Origin of the sequence: Pseudomonas sp., assembly GCF_030683065.1 — a bacterium.
Classification (GTDB): Bacteria; Pseudomonadota; Gammaproteobacteria; order Pseudomonadales; family Pseudomonadaceae; genus Aquipseudomonas.
Genome location: NZ_JAUXMX010000045.1, coordinates 63,212 through 81,759 on the forward strand (window position 1 = coordinate 63,212; position 18,548 = coordinate 81,759).

At 53.3% G+C, this 18,548-nt stretch carries 17 protein-coding genes and 2 pseudogenes; 10 read left to right on the top strand and 9 right to left on the bottom strand.

Annotation, left to right across the window (positions count from 1 at the left end; genetic code table 11):
• Positions 1–80: 80 nt before the first annotated feature.
• Positions 81–1,394, bottom strand: a complete 1,314-nt coding sequence (locus tag Q8K09_RS14710) for an ammonium transporter (RefSeq protein WP_305255725.1) — start codon at positions 1,392–1,394, stop codon at positions 81–83.
• Positions 1,395–1,433: 39 nt separating this feature from the next.
• Positions 1,434–1,772 carry a P-II family nitrogen regulator gene (gene glnK, locus Q8K09_RS14715; RefSeq protein WP_003096476.1) on the bottom strand — a complete coding sequence of 113 codons (339 nt, stop codon included), beginning with the start codon at positions 1,770–1,772 and terminating at the stop codon, positions 1,434–1,436.
• Positions 1,773–2,180: 408 nt separating this feature from the next.
• Between glnK and Q8K09_RS14720 the strand changes: the two genes are divergently transcribed.
• The 5 genes and pseudogenes from Q8K09_RS14720 to Q8K09_RS14740 all read left to right on the top strand — a co-directional run bounded on the left by Q8K09_RS14720 (position 2,181) and on the right by Q8K09_RS14740 (position 5,103).
• The gene (locus Q8K09_RS14720) at positions 2,181–2,453 is read left to right on the top strand and encodes an accessory factor UbiK family protein (RefSeq protein WP_305255726.1); all 273 of its coding nucleotides are present in this window, start codon (positions 2,181–2,183) and stop codon (positions 2,451–2,453) included.
• Between the two features lie 34 nt (positions 2,454–2,487).
• Positions 2,488–3,135: pseudogene (locus Q8K09_RS14725) on the top strand (magnesium chelatase domain-containing protein); the annotation flags it as partial.
• Positions 3,136–3,614: 479 nt separating this feature from the next.
• Complete coding sequence (locus Q8K09_RS14730; protein ID WP_305255727.1) at positions 3,615–3,797, top strand: hypothetical protein; 183 nt, start codon at positions 3,615–3,617, stop codon at positions 3,795–3,797.
• A gap of 42 nt (positions 3,798–3,839) precedes the next feature.
• Positions 3,840–4,166, top strand: a complete 327-nt coding sequence (locus tag Q8K09_RS14735; protein ID WP_305255728.1) for a helix-turn-helix domain-containing protein — start codon at positions 3,840–3,842, stop codon at positions 4,164–4,166.
• A gap of 34 nt (positions 4,167–4,200) precedes the next feature.
• The gene (locus tag Q8K09_RS14740) at positions 4,201–5,103 is read left to right on the top strand and encodes a reverse transcriptase family protein (RefSeq protein ID WP_305255729.1); all 903 of its coding nucleotides are present in this window, start codon (positions 4,201–4,203) and stop codon (positions 5,101–5,103) included.
• Positions 5,104–5,110: 7 nt separating this feature from the next.
• Here the strand turns inward: Q8K09_RS14740 and Q8K09_RS14745 are convergent, their stop codons facing one another.
• The gene (locus Q8K09_RS14745) at positions 5,111–5,680 is read right to left on the bottom strand and encodes a recombinase family protein (RefSeq protein WP_305255774.1); all 570 of its coding nucleotides are present in this window, start codon (positions 5,678–5,680) and stop codon (positions 5,111–5,113) included.
• Between the two features lie 449 nt (positions 5,681–6,129).
• Here Q8K09_RS14745 and Q8K09_RS14750 point away from each other — a divergent pair, with 449 nt between their 5' ends.
• On the top strand, positions 6,130–7,392 hold the full coding sequence (locus Q8K09_RS14750) for a replication endonuclease (protein ID WP_305255730.1): 1,263 nt from the start codon (positions 6,130–6,132) through the stop codon (positions 7,390–7,392).
• A gap of 175 nt (positions 7,393–7,567) precedes the next feature.
• Here the strand turns inward: Q8K09_RS14750 and mobV are convergent, their stop codons facing one another.
• Together mobV and Q8K09_RS14760 are read right to left on the bottom strand one after the other, a co-directional pair.
• On the bottom strand, positions 7,568–8,563 hold the full coding sequence (gene mobV / locus Q8K09_RS14755) for a MobV family relaxase (protein WP_305255731.1): 996 nt from the start codon (positions 8,561–8,563) through the stop codon (positions 7,568–7,570).
• A 5-nt stretch (positions 8,564–8,568) separates the two neighbouring features.
• Complete coding sequence (locus Q8K09_RS14760; protein ID WP_305255732.1) at positions 8,569–9,006, bottom strand: hypothetical protein; 438 nt, start codon at positions 9,004–9,006, stop codon at positions 8,569–8,571.
• Positions 9,007–9,292: 286 nt separating this feature from the next.
• On the opposite strand from Q8K09_RS14760, the gene Q8K09_RS14765 reads away from it, so the two are divergent.
• Positions 9,293–9,703, top strand: a complete 411-nt coding sequence (locus tag Q8K09_RS14765) for a hypothetical protein (RefSeq protein WP_305255733.1) — start codon at positions 9,293–9,295, stop codon at positions 9,701–9,703.
• Between the two features lie 86 nt (positions 9,704–9,789).
• On the opposite strand, the gene Q8K09_RS14770 is transcribed toward Q8K09_RS14765, so the two are convergent.
• Entirely contained in the window at positions 9,790–11,457 is a 1,668-nt protein-coding gene (locus Q8K09_RS14770) for a recombinase family protein (protein WP_305255734.1), read from the bottom strand.
• Between the two features lie 35 nt (positions 11,458–11,492).
• Here Q8K09_RS14770 and Q8K09_RS14775 point away from each other — a divergent pair.
• A pseudogene (locus tag Q8K09_RS14775) lies at positions 11,493–12,356 on the top strand (YifB family Mg chelatase-like AAA ATPase); the annotation flags it as partial.
• 189 nt (positions 12,357–12,545) lie between these two features.
• Here the strand turns inward: Q8K09_RS14775 and Q8K09_RS14780 are convergent.
• Entirely contained in the window at positions 12,546–14,219 is a 1,674-nt protein-coding gene (locus Q8K09_RS14780) for a bifunctional diguanylate cyclase/phosphodiesterase (protein ID WP_305255735.1), read from the bottom strand.
• 267 nt (positions 14,220–14,486) lie between these two features.
• Between Q8K09_RS14780 and rep the strand changes: the two genes are divergently transcribed.
• Both rep and Q8K09_RS14790 read left to right on the top strand, forming a co-directional pair.
• Positions 14,487–16,496, top strand: a complete 2,010-nt coding sequence (gene rep, locus Q8K09_RS14785; protein ID WP_305255736.1) for a DNA helicase Rep — start codon at positions 14,487–14,489, stop codon at positions 16,494–16,496.
• A gap of 155 nt (positions 16,497–16,651) precedes the next feature.
• Entirely contained in the window at positions 16,652–17,224 is a 573-nt protein-coding gene (locus Q8K09_RS14790) for a xanthine phosphoribosyltransferase (RefSeq protein WP_305255737.1), read from the top strand.
• Between the two features lie 102 nt (positions 17,225–17,326).
• Here the strand turns inward: Q8K09_RS14790 and Q8K09_RS14795 are convergent, their stop codons facing one another.
• Complete coding sequence (locus tag Q8K09_RS14795) at positions 17,327–17,749, bottom strand: cytochrome c5 family protein (protein WP_305255738.1); 423 nt, start codon at positions 17,747–17,749, stop codon at positions 17,327–17,329.
• A gap of 193 nt (positions 17,750–17,942) precedes the next feature.
• On the bottom strand, positions 17,943–18,491 hold the full coding sequence (locus Q8K09_RS14800) for a cupin domain-containing protein (protein WP_305255739.1): 549 nt from the start codon (positions 18,489–18,491) through the stop codon (positions 17,943–17,945).
• Between the last annotated feature and the right edge of the window lie 57 nt (positions 18,492–18,548).

Genomic DNA, 18,548 nt, shown 5'->3' on the forward strand with positions numbered 1-18,548 from the left:
GGTTCACCTCTTGCCGGCGCGCTTTTAAAGCGCTGTTCGGTTAAGGCGTCCGGGGTTGGCTCCGGACGCACTCCGTGTGCTTACAGGTTGTAGCCACGCTCGTTATGCAGGGCGAGGTCGAGACCGACCGTCTCTTCCTCGTCACTGACACGCAGGCCCATTACTAGGTCGATCACTTTCAGAATCACGAAGGTCAATACCGCGGTGTAGACCACCGTGAAGGCCACGCCCTCGAACTGCACCCACAGTTGCGCGGGAATGTTCTCTACCGTGCCAAAGCCACCCAACGCCGGCGCGGCGAACGCCCCGGTAAGAATGGCGCCAACAATCCCGCCCACGGCATGTACGCCGAAGACATCCAGAGAATCGTCATAACCAAACTTGCGTTTCAGACTGGTGGCGCAGAAGAAGCAGATCACTCCAGACGCCAGGCCAATAACCAATGCCCCCATCGGCCCGGCAGTGCCGGACGCAGGCGTAATAGCCACCAGCCCGGCCACCGCACCGGAAGCAATACCCAGCACGCTGGGTTTACGGTGGGTGATCCACTCGGCAAACATCCAGCTCAACGCCGCCGTCGCCGTGGCAATCTGGGTCACCAGCATGGCCATGCCAGCAGTGCCGTTGGCCGCCAGGGCCGAGCCGGCGTTGAAGCCAAACCAGCCAACCCAGAGCATGCTTGCGCCGATCAGGGTGTAGCCAAGGTTGTGCGGCGGCATGGCGGTAGTCGGAAAGCCCTTGCGCTTGCCCAGCACCAGACAGGCCACCAGACCGGCGATCCCGGCATTGATGTGCACCACGGTGCCACCGGCAAAATCCAGGACGCCCCAATCCCACATCAGTGCACCGTCACCGCTCCACACCATGTGCGCGATGGGGGTATAGACGATGGTGAACCAGACCGTCATGAACACCAGCATGGCCGAGAACTTCATGCGCTCGGCGAAAGCGCCGACAATCAGGGCTGGCGTGATGATGGCGAAGGTCATTTGGAAGGTGATGAACACACTTTCCGGAATCCCCCCAACCAGACTGTCGCTGGTCAGGCCACCCAGGAAGGCTTTCGACAGACCGCCGACGAAGGAGTTGAAGTTGACCACCCCCTGCTCCATGCCGGTGGTGTCAAAAGCCAGGCTGTAACCATAAACAACCCAAAGCACGCTGATCAGACCCGTGACGGCGAAACACTGCATCAGCACCGACAGGACGTTCTTCGAACGCACCATGCCGGCATAGAACAGGGCAAGCCCAGGTATGGTCATGAACAGCACGAGCACGGTCGCGACCAGCATCCAAGCCGTGTCGCCGCCATTTAAAACTGCCGCATCGGCCATGGCAAAGCCAGGAACGAGAGACAAAAGGGCTCCTAGCCCTGCGATTTTTCGCAGAGTCATTGGGGGTTACTCCTGGGGCGTGGGGGTTCGCGGGCTTACTTAGATCGCGTCGGTATCGGTTTCACCGGTACGGATGCGGATCGCCTGTTCCAGGTTGACGACAAAAATCTTGCCGTCACCGATCTTGCCGGTGTTGGCTGCTTTAGTGATGGCTTCAATGACGCGATCCAGCTGATCATCAGCGATGGCCACGTCAATCTTTACTTTGGGCAGAAAATCGACCACGTATTCAGCACCGCGGTACAACTCGGTGTGACCTTTTTGCCGACCGAAGCCTTTGACTTCAGTGACAGTTATGCCCTGCACGCCGATTTCCGACAGTGACTCACGGACGTCGTCCAACTTGAACGGTTTGATAATGGCAGTGACTAGCTTCATGAAACTTTCTCCCGTGTAAAGTGGACTTGCCCCAGGAATTACGAACCCGATTCAAGTCTAAGCGCTGTGTCTGGCTTTTGTAATGCATCGCTCGCCCCAAGGGACAACAGCGATACCCACCAACCGCTCCTGACGAAACACTTCCCGCTTCGCCTAACGCACCGGAACTGCATCGGTGCATTCGTCATTAGCGACTAAGCAGAAAGCTTGCCAGAACGTACAAAAACAATTCTTTTCAAGCAGTTACCGGTAAAAATCGATTCCACACATGGTCACGCAAGACCAACAGCGCACAATACCGGTGCGCGCATGCAACCACCCATGCGCGAAAAACGTGCACGCCTGAGCGCCCCGGCCCAAGGCGTAACTGCGTGCTACACTGCCGCAACCTGCCACTGGAACCCTGCCATGTTGCCGCCCAAAGCCCTGCTCGACGCACTCAGCTCGCATGCCTCGCGCCTGTTCAACGGTGAAACGCCGCTGCCGCGCAGCGAATTCGAAGCCCAGTTCAAAGCCTTGCTGCAGAGCGGCTTCAGTAAACTTGATCTAGTCAGCCGCGAAGAGTTCGATAGCCAGATGGCCGTTCTCGCTCGCACCCGGGCCCGCCTGGAAGCACTGGAAGCCAAGGTTGCCGAACTGGAAGCAAGCCCCCCGCAAGTTTCTCCGCCGCCCACCGAGTAACCCGCTCGGACGGCTGACGATCAAGGAGTGATCGATGTCCCTGGCCATAGTCCATAGCCGCGCCCAAGTCGGTGTCGAAGCCCCTGCGGTAACCGTCGAGGCGCACCTGGCCAACGGCTTGCCATCACTGGCACTGGTCGGCCTACCGGAGACTGCGGTCAAGGAAAGCAAGGACCGGGTACGCAGCGCCATCCTCAACTCCGCCTTCGATTTTCCGCCGCGACGTATCACTCTAAATCTGGCCCCGGCCGACCTGCCCAAGGACGGCGGGCGCTTTGACCTGGCCATCGCCCTGGGAATTTTAGCCGCCAGCGGCCAGGTGCCGGCTACCGCCCTGGAACAGCTCGAATGCCTGGGTGAACTGGCCTTGTCCGGCGCCGTGCGACCGGTGCGCGGGGTATTACCCGCCGCACTGGCAGCCCGCGCTGCCGGACGCACCTTGGTGGTGCCGAAAGCCAACGCCGAAGAAGCCAGCCTGGCCTCCGGCCTGGTGGTCATCGCGGTGGAACATTTGCTCGAACTGGCCGCCCACCTCAACGGCCAGGCCCCCATCGCGCCCTACCAGGCCCAGGGCCTGCTGCGCCGCACCCAGCCCTACCCGGATCTGGCCGAAGTCCAGGGCCAAGTCGCCGCCAAGCGCGCCCTGCTGGTTGCTGCGGCGGGTTCGCACAACCTGCTCATATTGTGTATGAGTACACCCATAAAAGGTCGTGTGCATCTAGGTATCCGAGGTAGGAACGTACCCAACCCAAGAAATGACAGACCTTTGATGTTTCTATAGGCCTCTGTTTTTTCAAGGTTTTCTTAGCAAGCACCTCGATTGCCTGCTAATTTTTTTCGCCATTAGCGAAATTTGTTTGACATGAGCGAATTAATTTCGCATAGTTACTTCGCGGACGGTGACTCAATCTCGTTGCTGTTGGTGCTTTGCACCGTGGAGATCTCGGTCTCTAACCCTTGGTCGGAAAGGGGTGCCATGCCCGTCCCCGCGACGTGTGTATGCGCCTCACCTTCACGACATAAGCGGCTTCGTCAAGAGCGACGAAGCCGGTGTCTCGGAGGGGGAAAAACATTGCTCAACCCGTTTCACTTCTTGCTGTCTGGTTATGCTCGAGAGACGCGCAATTAAGCGTGTCATAACCAAGATAGGAGCATTTAAAAATGCACAAGAGTGAAGAAAAAACCGCAGAGCAATGTCTGGTTTGTCCAGAAAAGAAGAAGTGGAGCGTAGTAAAGGTTTTCATGGCAGTGTTTCAAGCGATACGGTTTTTCGTGAACCTTTTTAGCTTGATTGATAAATACTGGCCGAAAGTCCTTACGCTTTTCGGAATCGACGCTGAATAGATCTACCCCGCTGTTGTCACACGTTTAATATAGGCACTCGCCATGATCAATAAAGCCCTGAAGCTCATTCGAACTTTCTACGATGTTTCGCAGTCTGACCTTTCTGCTCGCCTAGGAATTTCTAACTCATATCTTTCAGAAATTGAGTCTGGAAAAAAACAGCCCACGATGGACATTCTGTCTAGATACAGCGATCAGTTCGAAATCCCCCTCTCTTCTATATTGTTTTTCTCTGAAAATTTGGACAGCCCCAAACCTAGTGACAAACTAAGGTTAAATGTCGCTAAAAAAATAGTCTCTATACTTGAATGGAATCAAACACGAAATGAGACGACCAAAAAATTCAGCACAAAAGCGAAGAACTTTTAAGCTCTACCCCATATCTCAATGTGCGCTATATAAGATGACCTCGCCAAAGAAATTATGTGAGGTGCTAGATGAAAAACTTTCAAAGATAAATGAGCTGCTGGAGAGTGAGGAGAACTACCGGGAGTTCACCCTGCTGGAAGACTTAAACCCCTTCTCCCAGAAAGTTAAAAAGAAGAGGCTTGTACAGACTCCAGCCAGAAACTTGAGAAGCGTCCATGAGCGCATACTCAAGCTTTTGCAGCGCATGGAATATCCTAACTACGCGCACGCCGGTGTTAAGAAGCGCTCCTACCGCTCAAATGCACTAGCACATGAACAGGCTCGAGTCATTGCCACCTTTGACCTAAGCAATTTTTACGGTTCGGTAAAATCTCATCACGTGAGTTCATTTTTCTCAGAAAAAATGCGCTGCGTTGGTGATGTCACTGGAATTCTGACAAATTTAACAACTTTCCGTAATTGCCTTCCTACCGGTAGTCCACTCAGCCCACTACTTGCTCTTCATGCCTCTCGGCCAATGTTCGACGACCTAGACTCTCTAGCTCAGAAGCATGGACTTATCTTCACATGCTACGTTGACGATCTAACCTTTTCTGGAGATCAAATACCTCCTTCACTGGAGCGAGAGGTGAGCTCAATAGTCAGAAGGAACGGCCACAGCATCAACGATAAGAAGACTCGAATCTTTAACGAAAACCAGCCAAAGCACGTGACTGGCACTGTAATCATTAACAAAAAAGTACACGTACCACATGCAAGACTTGTATCGGTAAGAAGACTTGAGGCCGCTATCAATGGCGATATTGATAACTATGGCTTCACCGAGCTCAAACTCCTGGAGAAGCTGGCAGGCGTTCTAAACGAAGCATCGTATCTCGACCCTAAATTTCGAAGCAAAGCATTAGCCGCTAGAAAAAATCTAACTTTAACGGGATAGAACCAATCTAACCCTTATTCCAGTGTCGCTTAACAGTCGCAAGCCCCACCCCTAGCTCTTGGGCTGCCTGAGCTTGAGTCATGCCTCTAAGCCTCATCTGCTGGACAGCTGCCGTCCTTCCTACCGCAGCTGGACGACCTAGCTTCTTGCCTTCTAATTTAGCACGCCGAAGACCTGCATGAGTGCGCTCAATTAGTAAATCTCGCTCGAACTCTGCAACAGCGTTCAAGACTTGCATGGTCATTTTCCCCGCCGGAGATGTTAGATCTGCCCCTCCTAGGGCGAGGCAGTAAACCCTAATGCCTGCGCTTTCCAAAGACTCCACTGTAGATCGAACGTCCATTGCATTCCGTCCCAGCCGATCAAGCTTCGAGACCAAAAGGATGTCTCCAGACTCAAGCCTATCAAGCAGCCTCCGAAACCCTGGACGCTCATTCGCAGCCACACTTCCCGATATAACCTCTTCTATTACTCGATGAGGATTAATATTGAAGCCACTTGCGCGCACTTCCTCCAACTGATTTTGGGTTGTCTGGCCTTCCGTACTAACTCGGGCATATAAAAACGCACGCGACATCATCTACTCTCCCAGATATTGGTATCAAATAACCTGGGATCATAATAACAGGGTGTCATTTAAAGTAAAGGCTATATTTATGATACCAATCTCAGAGGCTTATTCTGGTATCAATTAACGGTCGTTTTATGATGCCATTATGATAAATATCTACCTAAACACGGGTCGGTTTCGAACAATAATAAATTCCGTGTATGTATGAAAAATTGACACTTCTATACACTTAGTTATATTCAATAAATAGCGCTTGCCGTGGCTAATGGCTTGGGATTTAATCAAGTAAATAGATCACTTACCCCCATCAGCTAGTAGGCATGGAGGATAAGCAGTGAGAGCTCTCTGTGCGCTATATCCCAATAAACACCATCTCAATCTTTCAACTCTCTGTCTTTACACAAGAACAGATTAGAAGCTTGGCAATCCAAATCTCTGCCTCCCATGGCAGGTATATGGCGCAGGCTCGTGCTGAGGAGCTAGAGTTGCATGTCAATCGCGAATTAGAATTCGGAATAACAAACAACAATAAAAATCATGAGGCATTGGAGTGTAAGTGCTTGCGTCTTGCTGATCCTGATTTTTGGTTCCAAAATTTAACTAAAATTTCTGGCCGTGTACAAGAGACGATTGCGGTTAGAAATTTGGATGTTGGGCCACTTGAGCCGTTCTGCTCCAATGAATGTTTTACGAACTATCTAGAGCGTCAAGCGCTTCGCTCTGTAACAACCATTTGGCATTTTCGGCGCCAAATAGAAAGGTTAGCCAATACAAACTATGTGATTACAAAAGCTGCATGTCAACGGGCATTTGAGACAGGGCATCTCTCTGTTCTTATCACGCTAGGGCTTGATGGGCGTTATCATTCATCGAGCCCGAAGTACGAAGGAAAGACATTCGACGATGCCTATAGAGTAATTCATAAAACGTATGAATCCATATTAGACCACCTCTCCCGCTACGGGCGCCGCGGTGAGGATTTCTATGGAATTCGTGGCGTTGAAGTACATGAAGATGGATGCCCTCACTTCCACATACTATTATATATAAACCCAAATCTACTTGAGCGCTTGCAGCGAAAGATCAAGGCTCTTCACCACCAGCAATCAGAAGCTATGGGCAAGTATTACGACATGAACTCTCATAAATTGCTTACAGTGCGCTACCCTCGGGATGCTGGGCACTATGGCAGTGGTGTCAGCTATGTATTCAAGAACTCATATTCAGGAAAGCCCGGAAGCAAAATTGATTTTACTAGCTCCTTGCGTCAGAAGGCTGTTATTGGTTTGTACGGTAAGCGTCAATATGAAAAAATTGGAATGTGTGGAGTTTCTACAAAAATCAAAGAAATAGCGAAGCATAAAAGCCACGATGAGATTGCTCGCAGCCTTGACCTTTCAATAAAAGACAAGAATAAACGCCAGCGTTGGATAACCATCGTTAAAGCACTAATTTCTGGCGGTGCTAAACGATATACGCTTGTAAAGGAAGTAAGAAAAAATAGGTATGGGGTAGCGGTTAGCTGCGTAGTAGATGTCTTATGCGAGAATTCCGAAGCGAAAGCAGGAGCTCAGAATATGGCTATTTGTACGGCAGTTATGTGCAATTATTCTAGTCATATAGGGGCGGGGCTGAATTGCTGGTTTTATTGTCACAAAAGGCTAGATTTTTTGACACACATTCGTGCTCCCCCTATATTCGTTAATTCTGGGGACTAAATAATTATTACATGCGCTGTCTTGGGCACGTTGATCTCCATTAATCGCAAGATCAATCATTTGTTGCTCGAATGTTGACATGCTTCGGCTTCAGCATATTGTGGCGATAACTGCAATCATGGTTGGCTTAGCTTAAGTAATTTTCGAGGTTGGTCAGGTGGAGATTTTTCGGCAATTAATGCCTTGGTTGAGGTGAGTATCTTGGCTTAATGGTATGCGAGAGAAGTAGTGTGTGCTTTCGTATATTGTTCTGCTCCACTATGATTCGCTCCATAGCTTCTACGCGCGCCAGAGCAATATCCAAATCAGGTTTCCTTCTAGAGATTTCCTCTTCACGCAGAGTAAGCGATAGTTCTCGCTTGTCTAATTCCACACCGAGTTGCTTCAGGCGTTTAGCTGTAATTTCAGACTGGCGTTCTGCTCGTTCAAGTGCCTGGGCTCTTGCTTGCGTTGCTTTGCGTTCAACTGAATGCACTGCGACCCCTTGGCTCTGCGTATGAGCAGTGGCCTGCGCTTGTTTCCACTGCTCCGTTTCGTACCCAAACGCTTTAGCCACGTAATCAGACCGTGTGAGCTTCTGTTCCTGCTGTTCATGGCCATGCAGAGCAGCATAGAAATGGGAAACTTCTCCGTGGTGAGCTTTCGATCCCTGAATGCCGCGTAGTAAGCCCCGGTTTTTTCCGCAAGAAAAATGAAAGCTATCCTGCATTGCCCTCATTAATTTTGGCCCACCGAGAAAGTCTCGGGCAGATAACCGGCCATCGCGAGTGATCGGAACGACGTAGGCAACGAGATGGGGAGTAGTTTCATCCAAATGAACTACCGCGCAGAGAATATTTTCATTGCCATGCCGCTCACGCAGCCATCTCATTGCGTCGTGAAAGTAGCCTGAACCTGCGTCCTCTAAATGGCCTCCATGGCGCTTAAACGCTTCAGGAGAGGCGGTTATTAAGTACTCAATGCAAACGACTGCATCGCGGCGCCGCGCTTCAGGCAGGCGATCAGAAAGGCATGTCAGCAGGCTTTGCGTACTCCCCGCGCCTGATACAGGGTTTTTGTGAGTGATGGCGCTGTTCGCGTTTGGTGTCGCTTGCTCGCGAAAGGTGTGCCCGGCGGATCTTGCAACAGAGCTGATAGTTTTATGTTTCTTAGTACGGATGATTGCAAACATCGTGATCACCGTGGCTCGAAAGAACTGTCATATTTACTGTCGTGCTGGTGCCTTTTTTTTTCGATCAGTTGGCGCCGTGACTGGGGGAAAATATGACTTTTATCACGCTCTTCACGACCAGCTAAATCATCCAGTAAACGCCGGATGGCAAAAATTATTAGTTCTAAAATCTGCGCATCCGCAATCATATACTCATACAACTGATTTTCTGATTGAGTGATGCTCCCTGCCCCCCAACTCTCCAGTTCTCGTAGAGCTTGCCAAATCGTTGTTGGGATGGCGAACCTAGAAATTCTGTAAAGCCTACCTTTCAGACTTGCTGGCGGGGCCCATTTTACTGTTTCATTAATTAGCTCAATTAATCCAGCAAGAGAAATTATTTGGCTGGCTCGCGCTAGCACGATTTTATCTGATGTAGTAATTGAGCTTTGGTAAGTATCCATGGCGCTTCTCCGTCACCTGTATATATATTTTTATTATGAACATGAGCTGGCAACATGGCAATATCTTTGAGCAGGTAATTAATAAAAAACTCAATAAGTAAATCATCGGTAATACGCATAAATCGCACCGATCCAGGTTAAAGCGGTGCAAATAATAGCTAAGGACTCTAACCGCTGCTCTTGAGCGCGACATTAAATTACTGCAAACTGAACAGTACAAAATCGCGTAAGCCTAGATCCTTAGGAAAATAGGTCCTCCAAAAATAGAGTGCTTGAGGTAATAATCATGAGAGTCGAAGACTATTTGATTTGGCAAATCGAAGATTGTGGTCAAAAAGAAGGTACAAAGTATGCAGCCCGAATGGCTGTTGGTTCGCTAGGCTCAAGAAAAAGACTCAAATTAATATGCGATGCTGCTGATCAAGGAGATGAGGGTAAAGAAATTTTCGTCAAAATCATGGAAGACGAGCACCCATTTACTTACAAGCTTTTTAACGACTTTCAGTATTATTCATGGGCAATAGATGTACCGTCATACGAAAACCCGGACGACGACCATGATGATATAACTTGGATTTATGTGCCACCGTCCGTCTTTGTTGAAGTTTCCTCTGCCATCATTGCTGCAAACGCCTTGGCCTTTATAGATGAAAACTCTTTAAAGCGTTACTTACTCGGAAATGATCTCAACCTGTAATTCAAAAGCACTGCATTAAGATATAAAGTGTAACCCACTACACATCGTACCGATGGTGGGCCAGCGTGCCGCTGAACTGCTTAAAATCAATCGACATCCACAGGTTTATATATATCAATTAGATCAAGGATAGCGCCACTCATAATACTGGCAATCCCTCCATCTCCTTGACTTTCGACAAGGTCGAGACTCTTTCGATTGTAGGAATAAAACCTAAACTCATCACCATCGTGATCAACTGAAAATTCCTCTACACCATCAACCACGACAACGTAGCTTTGATTAAACCTTGAACCAACATCAAAATTCACCCTGATGCTCAGGTTTTTAATTAAACTATTTGCCCTTGCCCGCCCTTCATAGCTAGCCATATCTAGTCGCTCAAAAAACTCATCCTTATTTATTACCTTCTCTCGTTGCAAGTCGGTCATAAGCGTATTTTTTTCAGACTTCAATATGTCTAACTGATCCTCTAATTTACCAATGATAGCAACTAACGTTCCAGGCAGTTTGGTTCCAAATGAAAGCACCTGACTTGACAACTCACTTAGCTTCTCAGAAACCTCTGAAATTTTTGCATTAACAACATTCAATTCACTCTTAAGCTTTCCTTGTGCATCCTGCACTAAGCTTAAACTATCAACCTTTGCAAGTATCTCTATGAACACTTTCTCTGAACGTTCTAACCTGACCTGCTTATTTTCGCATGTACCCTTAGCCGCTCCATAGCACCGTAAATATTTACCGCCTTTTGGTTTTTTACCTTTATTCACCAAATGCATCGACTGGCCACAAATCGCACATTTTGCGACACCTTGCCAAACATTAAACTCTTTTGTTTGCCTTGTAGATTTATATATATTTCTTTCATCTCTAGCTAGCTGAGCCGCATAAAATACTGACTCAGATATAACCACAGGAAAAAAATCCAGTATAGGTTCACCAGATGGCAAACGTATCCCATCTATCAAATTTGTAGGCTGGTATTCTCCTAACAACGCTCTATTTGATAAGATTTTACTGGTGGAACTGCTCCCCCACTTACCACTCTTATTTCTGGTAGCCGAACCAAACACTGGTATATTTTCTTTATTCAAAATCTTTGCAATTGCTTTTTGTCCATATCCCGCAGGCGCAAGATAGAAAATCTTCTCTATTGTTTCAACTCGCTCAGCAATGGCCTTATAAACACCATTGTCATACTCAATCCAATAAGGACATGCCGCCCCCAAAGGTTTTTTGTATTCACGAGCATCTGCCTGCTTCTTTTTCCATGCTTTTGATACCCGCATACCTTTGATGCTTGATTCACTATGAGCCCTACTCATGTGAACAATACTTATAATCAGATCAAGCTCATTATAATCTTGCGTATACAGCTTCCCATCAGCAGAGGTGTATATTTGTATACCTTTATTCAATAAATCTAAAAATCTAGGTAAAGCATCTTTTACTTTCTCTCTACTTAATCTATCTAGTGACTCGATTATCAGAAAAGATCCTGACGGAATAGTCCCGTCATTAACATAAGAAAGGAACCTTGCCAGTTGTCCTGTGTCATCTAGATGCTTTGCCGTATAGGCACTTCGACCGCTATCAAGAAATTGGTAATCCTTCGTACTGACTAACTCCAGTCCTTCCACTTCACAGTAGCGTATTGCAGCTTCTTGTTGACGACGAAAGCTATCCCCCTTGGCCTGCTCCGGGCTGCTAAATCTCACGTAACTGTAGGCTTTTGGTCTCTGGTCGTTCATAGCATCTGTCTTTATCTTAATTTGGTGTAAAGTAACATAACCTGCTGTTGACCGGTCCTCCAGGCACCGGCAAGACCCTGTTGGCCAGCCGCCTGCCCGGTCTGCTGCCGCCACTCGACGAGCAGGAAGCCCTGGAAGTCGCGGCGATTCATTCGGTGGCCAGTCACACCCCGCTGGATGCCTGGCCGCAACGGCCCTTTCGCAACCCGCATCACAGCGCCTCCGGCCCGGCCCTGGTCGGTGGCGGCAGCCGGCCGCAACCGGGGGAAATCACCCTGGCCCATCAGGGCGTACTGTTTCTGGATGAGCTGCCCGAGTTCGACCGCAAGGTGCTGGAGGTGCTGCGCGAGCCCCTGGAAAGTGGGCAAATCGTCATCGCCAGGGCCCGTGACAAGGTGCGCTTTCCCGCGCGGTTCCAACTGGTAGCGGCGATGAACCCCTGCCCTTGCGGCTTTCTTGGCGACCCCAGCGGCCGCTGTCGCTGCAGCACCGAACAGATCCAGCGCTACCGCGGCAAGCTCTCGGGGCCACTGCTCGACCGCATCGACCTGCATGTGACGGTGGCCCGGGAAGCCACCGCCCTGCATGTGCTGCCCAGCGAAGGTGCCGACACAGCCACCGGCGCCGCCCTGGTGGCGCGCGCCCGGCAACGCCAGGTCCAGCGCCAGGGCGTGGCCAATGCCTTTCTCGACCTGCCCGGCCTGCGCCAGCACTGCGGCCTGCACGCCGCCGATCAAGACTGGCTGGAAAGTGCCTGCGAGCGCCTCGGCCTGTCCCTGCGCGCCGCGCACCGGGTGCTCAAGGTCGCACGCACCCTAGCCGACCTCGAAGAAGTCGAGCAGATCGCCCGCAGCCACCTGGCCGAGGCGCTGCAGTACCGTGGGCATCCGCAGAGCTGAACGCGGGCCTAGCATCCGCGGCGATCGTCCTGAGCCTGGGTTTCGTGTGAAAGGGCGCGTGAGCAGCAGGCAAAAGAGCCGCGCCTCTCGTAGGGAGCGCGTAGCCGCTAAGTCGAGCGCAGCGGGGCGTTTCGCGCAGCTACGGGTGCACGCGGCGCACCCTGCGCAGCGGCGTTCGATGGCACTGAATCAGGGCTTGAGCTGCGCCAACAGCGGCTGACGCATGCCGAACACCAGGAAGCGCGCCAGCTCGTTGAGCGGGATCGCCTTGCTGATCAGATAACCCTGCACCTGGTCGCAGCCGAACTCGCGCAGCAGCGCCAGTTGCTCGGCATTTTCCACGCCTTCGCCGACCACCTGCAGGTTGAGGTTATGGGCCAGGTTGATCATTGCCCGCACCAACTGGCGATTCTCCGGGCGCCGATCCATATCGCCGACGAAGCTCTTGTCGATTTTCAACAACGCAATCGGCAGGCTACTGAGGTGCACGAAGGAGGAAAACCCCGTGCCGAAGTCGTCCAGTGAAAAGCGCACACCCAGCTGACCGAGCGCCAGCATGGTTTGCTGGACATGCTCGCTGCGACGCATCACGGCAGTCTCGGTCAACTCGAACTCCAGCCAGCGCGCATCGACGCCGCGCTCTGCGATCAGGCGACTGAGGGTCGGTAATAGCTGGCTGTCCTGAAACTGGCGGAACGACAGGTTGACCGCCATGTGCAGCGCCGGAAGACCGCGCCCGCGCAACCACTGCATATCGCGCAGCGCACGGGAAATCACCCAGTAGCCCAGCGGTACGATCAACCCACTTTCTTCGGCCAGCGGCACGAATTCAATCGGCGCCAGCAGACCACGCTCGCGGTGGCGCCAGCGCACCAGCGCCTCCAGGCCGACAATGCGCCCCGTCTGCAAACACAGGCGCGGCTGGTAATGCAGCTCCAGCTCGTCGCGCCGCAGGGCCCGACGCAACTCACTTTCCAGCTCGGCCTGGCTGCGCGCGCCGCGGTTGATGCGCTCGTCAAATACATGGAAGGTGCAGCCTTGCTGGCTCTTGGCCTGCTGCATGGCAATGTGCGCATGCCACATCAGCGGATCGGCACCAGCATCCGTGCGTGAATACGCCAAGCCAATACTGCAACCGATCAACAGGCTTTCGCCATCGACCCAGTAGGGTTCGGACAGGACTTCGGTAATACGCTCGGCCAGACGTGGCGCACGCTGCGGATCGCTGCGCACATCGAGCAGCAGGGCAAACTCGTCACCGCCCAGGCGAGCGATCTGATCCTTCGCTTGCAGTTGTGCCTTGAGCCGTGTCACCACCTGCCGGATCAACTGATCGCCGGCCTGGTGGCCGAGGGCATCATTGGCGTGGCGAAAGTTGTCCAGATCAAGATGCGCGAGTACCAGACCACTCCCCCGGCACTCGCTCAGGCGAGCGGCAAGCAGGGTCTGGAAGCCCTGCCGATTGGCGATGCCGGTCAGCGCGTCCTGCTCGGCGAGGCACTGCAGGGTGTCTTGCAGACGGACGTGCTCGCGCACATAGCGCAGGCAGCGGCGCAGCACATCGACGCTCAAGCCATCACGAACCAACCAGTCACAGACCCCTACTGGCGCTTCGACCGGCTCTTTTTCAAGCAGCAAAATGATCGGTAGAGGACAGGTCCCGGCCGCTGGACGGCGCGCCTCTGTAGTCAGCAGCAGGCCATTGATCTGGGGATCGAGCAGACTGCTAGCCGCCGCCCACGAAGGTGCGGATATCAGCGGAAAGCTGCTGCCCAGCGCGCCGAGTTGCTCGCGCAATAGTTCGAGCCACTCTGGCGTTTCAGCCAGCAGAACCAACCGCAAGGGATCGTCGAGCGCGGACAATAAACCCTCCCCAGGCCTCAAAGATAGTCAGCGGAATACCGCCTTTATTCGCCAGAATTGGCGTCTAATCAGTCACATCCGAGTGCTACCGTCACGCATCCTGCATCAAAGACAAAAAACCGACAAGCGGCCCAGAGTACTGGATTACACAAAATAACCAAGCGTGGCTTACTGCCAGCACACACTCCATCGCATAACCTCAGACGATTCAGGCACAAATCTCAAGGCCTGCTAAAATGCGCGCCCACTCCCCAGGTGATTGATTCGATGTCCCGACTGAACCCCCGGCAGCAGGAAGCCGTGAACTATGTCGGCGGCCCTCTTTTGGTGCTCGCCGGCGCAGGTTCCGGCAAGACCAGCGTGATCACCCGCAAGATTGCCCACTTGGTGCAAAACTGCGGCATCCAGGCCCGTCACATCGTCGCCATGACCTTCACCAACAAGGCGGCGCGAGAAATGAAGGAGCGTGCCGGCGTCCTGCTCAAGGGCCCCGAGGCCCGCGGACTGACCGTCTCGACTTTTCACAACCTGGGCATGAATATCATCCGCAAGGAATACGCCGCGCTGGGTTACAAGCCGGGCTTCTCGATCTTCGACGAGGGCGATATCAAGGCGCTGCTCAGCGACATCATGCAGAAGGAATATTCCGGCGATGATGGCGCCGACGAGATCAAGAACTACATCGGCAGCTGGAAGAGCGAGCTGATCATGCCCGAACAGGCCCTGGCCGAATCGCGGGGTCCCAAGGAACAGACCGCCGCCATCGTCTACCTGCACTACCAGCGCACGCTCAAGGCGTACAACGCGGTGGACTTCGACGACCTGATCCTGATGCCGGTGAGGCTGTTTCAGGAGCATCCGGACATTCTGGAAAAGTGGCAGAACCGCATCCGCTACCTGCTGGTCGACGAATACCAGGACACCAACGCCAGCCAGTACCTGCTGGTGAAACTGCTGGTGGGCATGCGCAATCAGTTCACCGTGGTCGGCGACGACGACCAATCGATCTACGCCTGGCGCGGCGCGCGCCCGGAAAACCTGATGCTGCTGAAGGACGATTATCCGTCGCTGAAAATCGTCATGCTGGAGCAGAACTACCGCTCCACCAGCCGCATCCTCAAGTGCGCCAACACCCTGATCGCCAACAACCCCCACGCCTTCGAGAAGCAGCTGTGGAGCGAAATGGGCATGGGCGACGAGATCCGCGTGATCCGCTGCCGCAACGAAGACGCCGAATGCGAACGCGTAGCTCTGGAAATCCTCACCGAACACCTGCGCACCCAGCGCCCGTACAGCGATTACGCCATCCTCTATCGCGGCAACTACCAGGCCAAGCTGATGGAGCTGAAACTGCAGCACCATCAGATTCCCTATCGCCTCTCGGGCGGCACCAGCTTCTTCGCCCGCCAGGAGGTGAAGGACCTGATGAGCTACTTCCGCCTGCTGGTCAACCCGGATGACGACAACGCCTTCCTGCGGGTGATCAACGTACCGCGCCGCGAGATCGGCTCGACTACCTTGGAAAAACTCGGCAACTACGCCACCAGCCGCAAGATCAGCATGTACGCCGCCGCCGGCGAAATCGGCCTGGGCGAGCAACTGGATGCACGCTATACCGAGCGCCTGGCGCGCTTTACCAAGTGGATGGACCGGGTACGCCAGGAGTGCGCGCAGAACGACCCGATTGCGGCGATCCGCAGCATGGTCATGGACATCGACTACGAGAACTGGCTGCGCCAGAACGCCTCCAACGACAAGGTCGCCGACGCGCGCATGGGCAACGTCTGGTTCCTGGTCGAAGCGCTGAAGAACACCCTGGAGCGCGACGAAGATGGCGAAATGACCATCGAAGACGCCATCGGCAAACTGGTATTGCGCGACATGCTCGAACGCCAGCAAGAGGAAGAAGACGGCGCCGAAGGCGTACAGATGATGACCCTGCATGCCTCCAAGGGCCTGGAGTATCCCTCGGTGTATATCCTCGGCGTGGAAGAAGAAATTCTTCCGCACCGCTCCAGTATCGAGGCCGACACGGTCGAGGAAGAGCGCCGCCTGGCCTACGTCGGCATCACCCGCGCCAAACGCAACCTGACCATGACCTTCGCCGCCAAGCGCAAACAGTACGGCGAAATCATCGACTGCTCACCGAGCCGTTTTCTCGACGAGTTGCCGCCAGAGGATCTGGTTTGGGAGGGCCTGGAAGACGCGCCACCCGAGGTCAAGGCCGCCACCGGCAACTCGGCGCTGGCCAACATGCGCGCCATGCTGAAAAAATAGCTGGGAGTTATTTTTAACGTCGCGCAGCGATGGCCCGCAGGGTGGTCGCCAGGGATGGCAGGCCATAAAAAATAGTGCTACTTCGTAGCCCGGATGCCATCCGGGGAAACCGTCCCGGATTACATCCGGGCTACGTTCATATGAGAGGAATACGCGTGGAAGCGCTGAAACAGAAGATTCGCGATGAAGGCATAGTGCTCTCGGAGCAGGTGCTCAAGGTCGACGCCTTTCTCAACCATCAGATTGATCCGGCACTGATGCAACTGATCGGCCATGAGTTTGCCCAGCGCTTCGCCGGCCAAGGCATCACCAAGATCGTGACCATCGAAGCGTCGGGCATCGCCCCAGCGATCATGGCTGGCCTGGAGCTGGGTGTGCCGGTGATCTTTGCTCGCAAATATCAGTCGCTGACGCTCAAGGATGACCTGTATACCGCCAAGGTGTTTTCCTTCACCAAGCAAACCGAGAGCACGATCGCCATCTCGGCCAAGCACCTGAGTGCCACTGATCACGTGCTGGTTATCGATGACTTTCTCGCCAACGGCCACGCAGCCAAAGCGCTGATCGACCTGATCGGCCAGGCAGGCGCAAGCATCGCCGGGATCGGCGTGGTGATCGAAAAGTCCTTCCAGAGTGGCCGCGCCGAACTGGACAGCCAGGGTTACCGGGTCGAGTCGCTGGCCCGTATTGCCTCACTCAAAGCTGGCCGGGTCAGCTTTATCGACTGAAGCGCTCGCAGGGAACCCCACCCTACAAAAGCAGCCTGCAACACAATCCTGGCACATAGCCAAAAAAAACCGCCCTTAGGCGGTTTTTTTATCGCTGCCGTATTACAGACCGGACATCTTGACGATGGCGTCACGCAGCTCGTCATCCGAACAATCGGCACAGGTGCCCTTGGGTGGCATCGCGTTGATGCCCGCAATGGCCGTAGCCAGGATGCCGTCGATACCGCCTTCTTTGTCGGCACGGACTTTCCAGGCGGCAGTGTCACCGATCATCGGCGCGCCAAGAATACCCGGGGTATGGCAGGCGCTGCAGTGAGCGGTAATGATGGAGTCGGCAGAACGTGCAGCACTGCCAGCGGCAACCGCCACGGCACCTACGCCCTTGCATTCTTCACCCATTACGCACACTTCACCCGCCGGCTTCAAGCGCTCGGCAATGGCTTCGTTTGTCGTAGCCTGAGCCGTCACTGCCCAAAGAGCCAAGACGGCAGCCGGTGCTACCAGCATTTTCTTAATTAGATTCACGGTACACCCTCATCGTGGCTAGTCACGCCCGCGGCCACGGTTCGCGAGCGCGTGGATTATAACGGCAAGCCGCCTCAGCCGAAACAACCCAAATTGTCGCAGGGTTATTGGCTTGAACCACGCACTACCCGAACAAGTATCAGCAGGTAGGCGTTCTATTCTTGTTAGCGGCTTATCGCCTGAAACGCTAGGCTCAAAAGTTCGCCGGCGTAGTCGCACTGATCAAACGCGCTGGCTGATCGAACGGATTACGGAAGCGATGCGGCTTGCTGCTCTCAAAGTAGTAACTGTCGCCCGGCTCAAGGATGAATACCTCATCGCCAACGCTCAGTTCAAGGCGCCCTTCCACCAGCAGGCCGGTTTCCTCACCGTCATGGGTGTACATGTCATCACCCGTATCGGAGCCGGCAGGGTAGGTTTCATCGAGCAGGGTAATCGCCCGATTCGGGTAGGCCTTGCCCACCAGCTTCATGCTGATCGCACCACTGTGGATATCGATGAGCTCGGCAGCGCGGTACACCACCTGGGTGTAGTTGTCCTGTTCCGCTTCCTGGGAGAAGAATTCCACCAACGACATGGGGATACCCGCCAGCACCTTTTTCAGCGAGCTGATCGAGGGGCTTACGCTGTTCTTCTCGATCATCGAAATGGTGCTGTTGGTAACGCCTGCCCGCTTGGCGAGTTCACGCTGGGACAGGCCCTTGAGTTTGCGAATGGATTGCAGTCGAACACCGACGTCCAATACTGGAGCCCTCCTCGGGGAGATACGGAAAAGTGTTCGTATCATGGCAACAGTGTT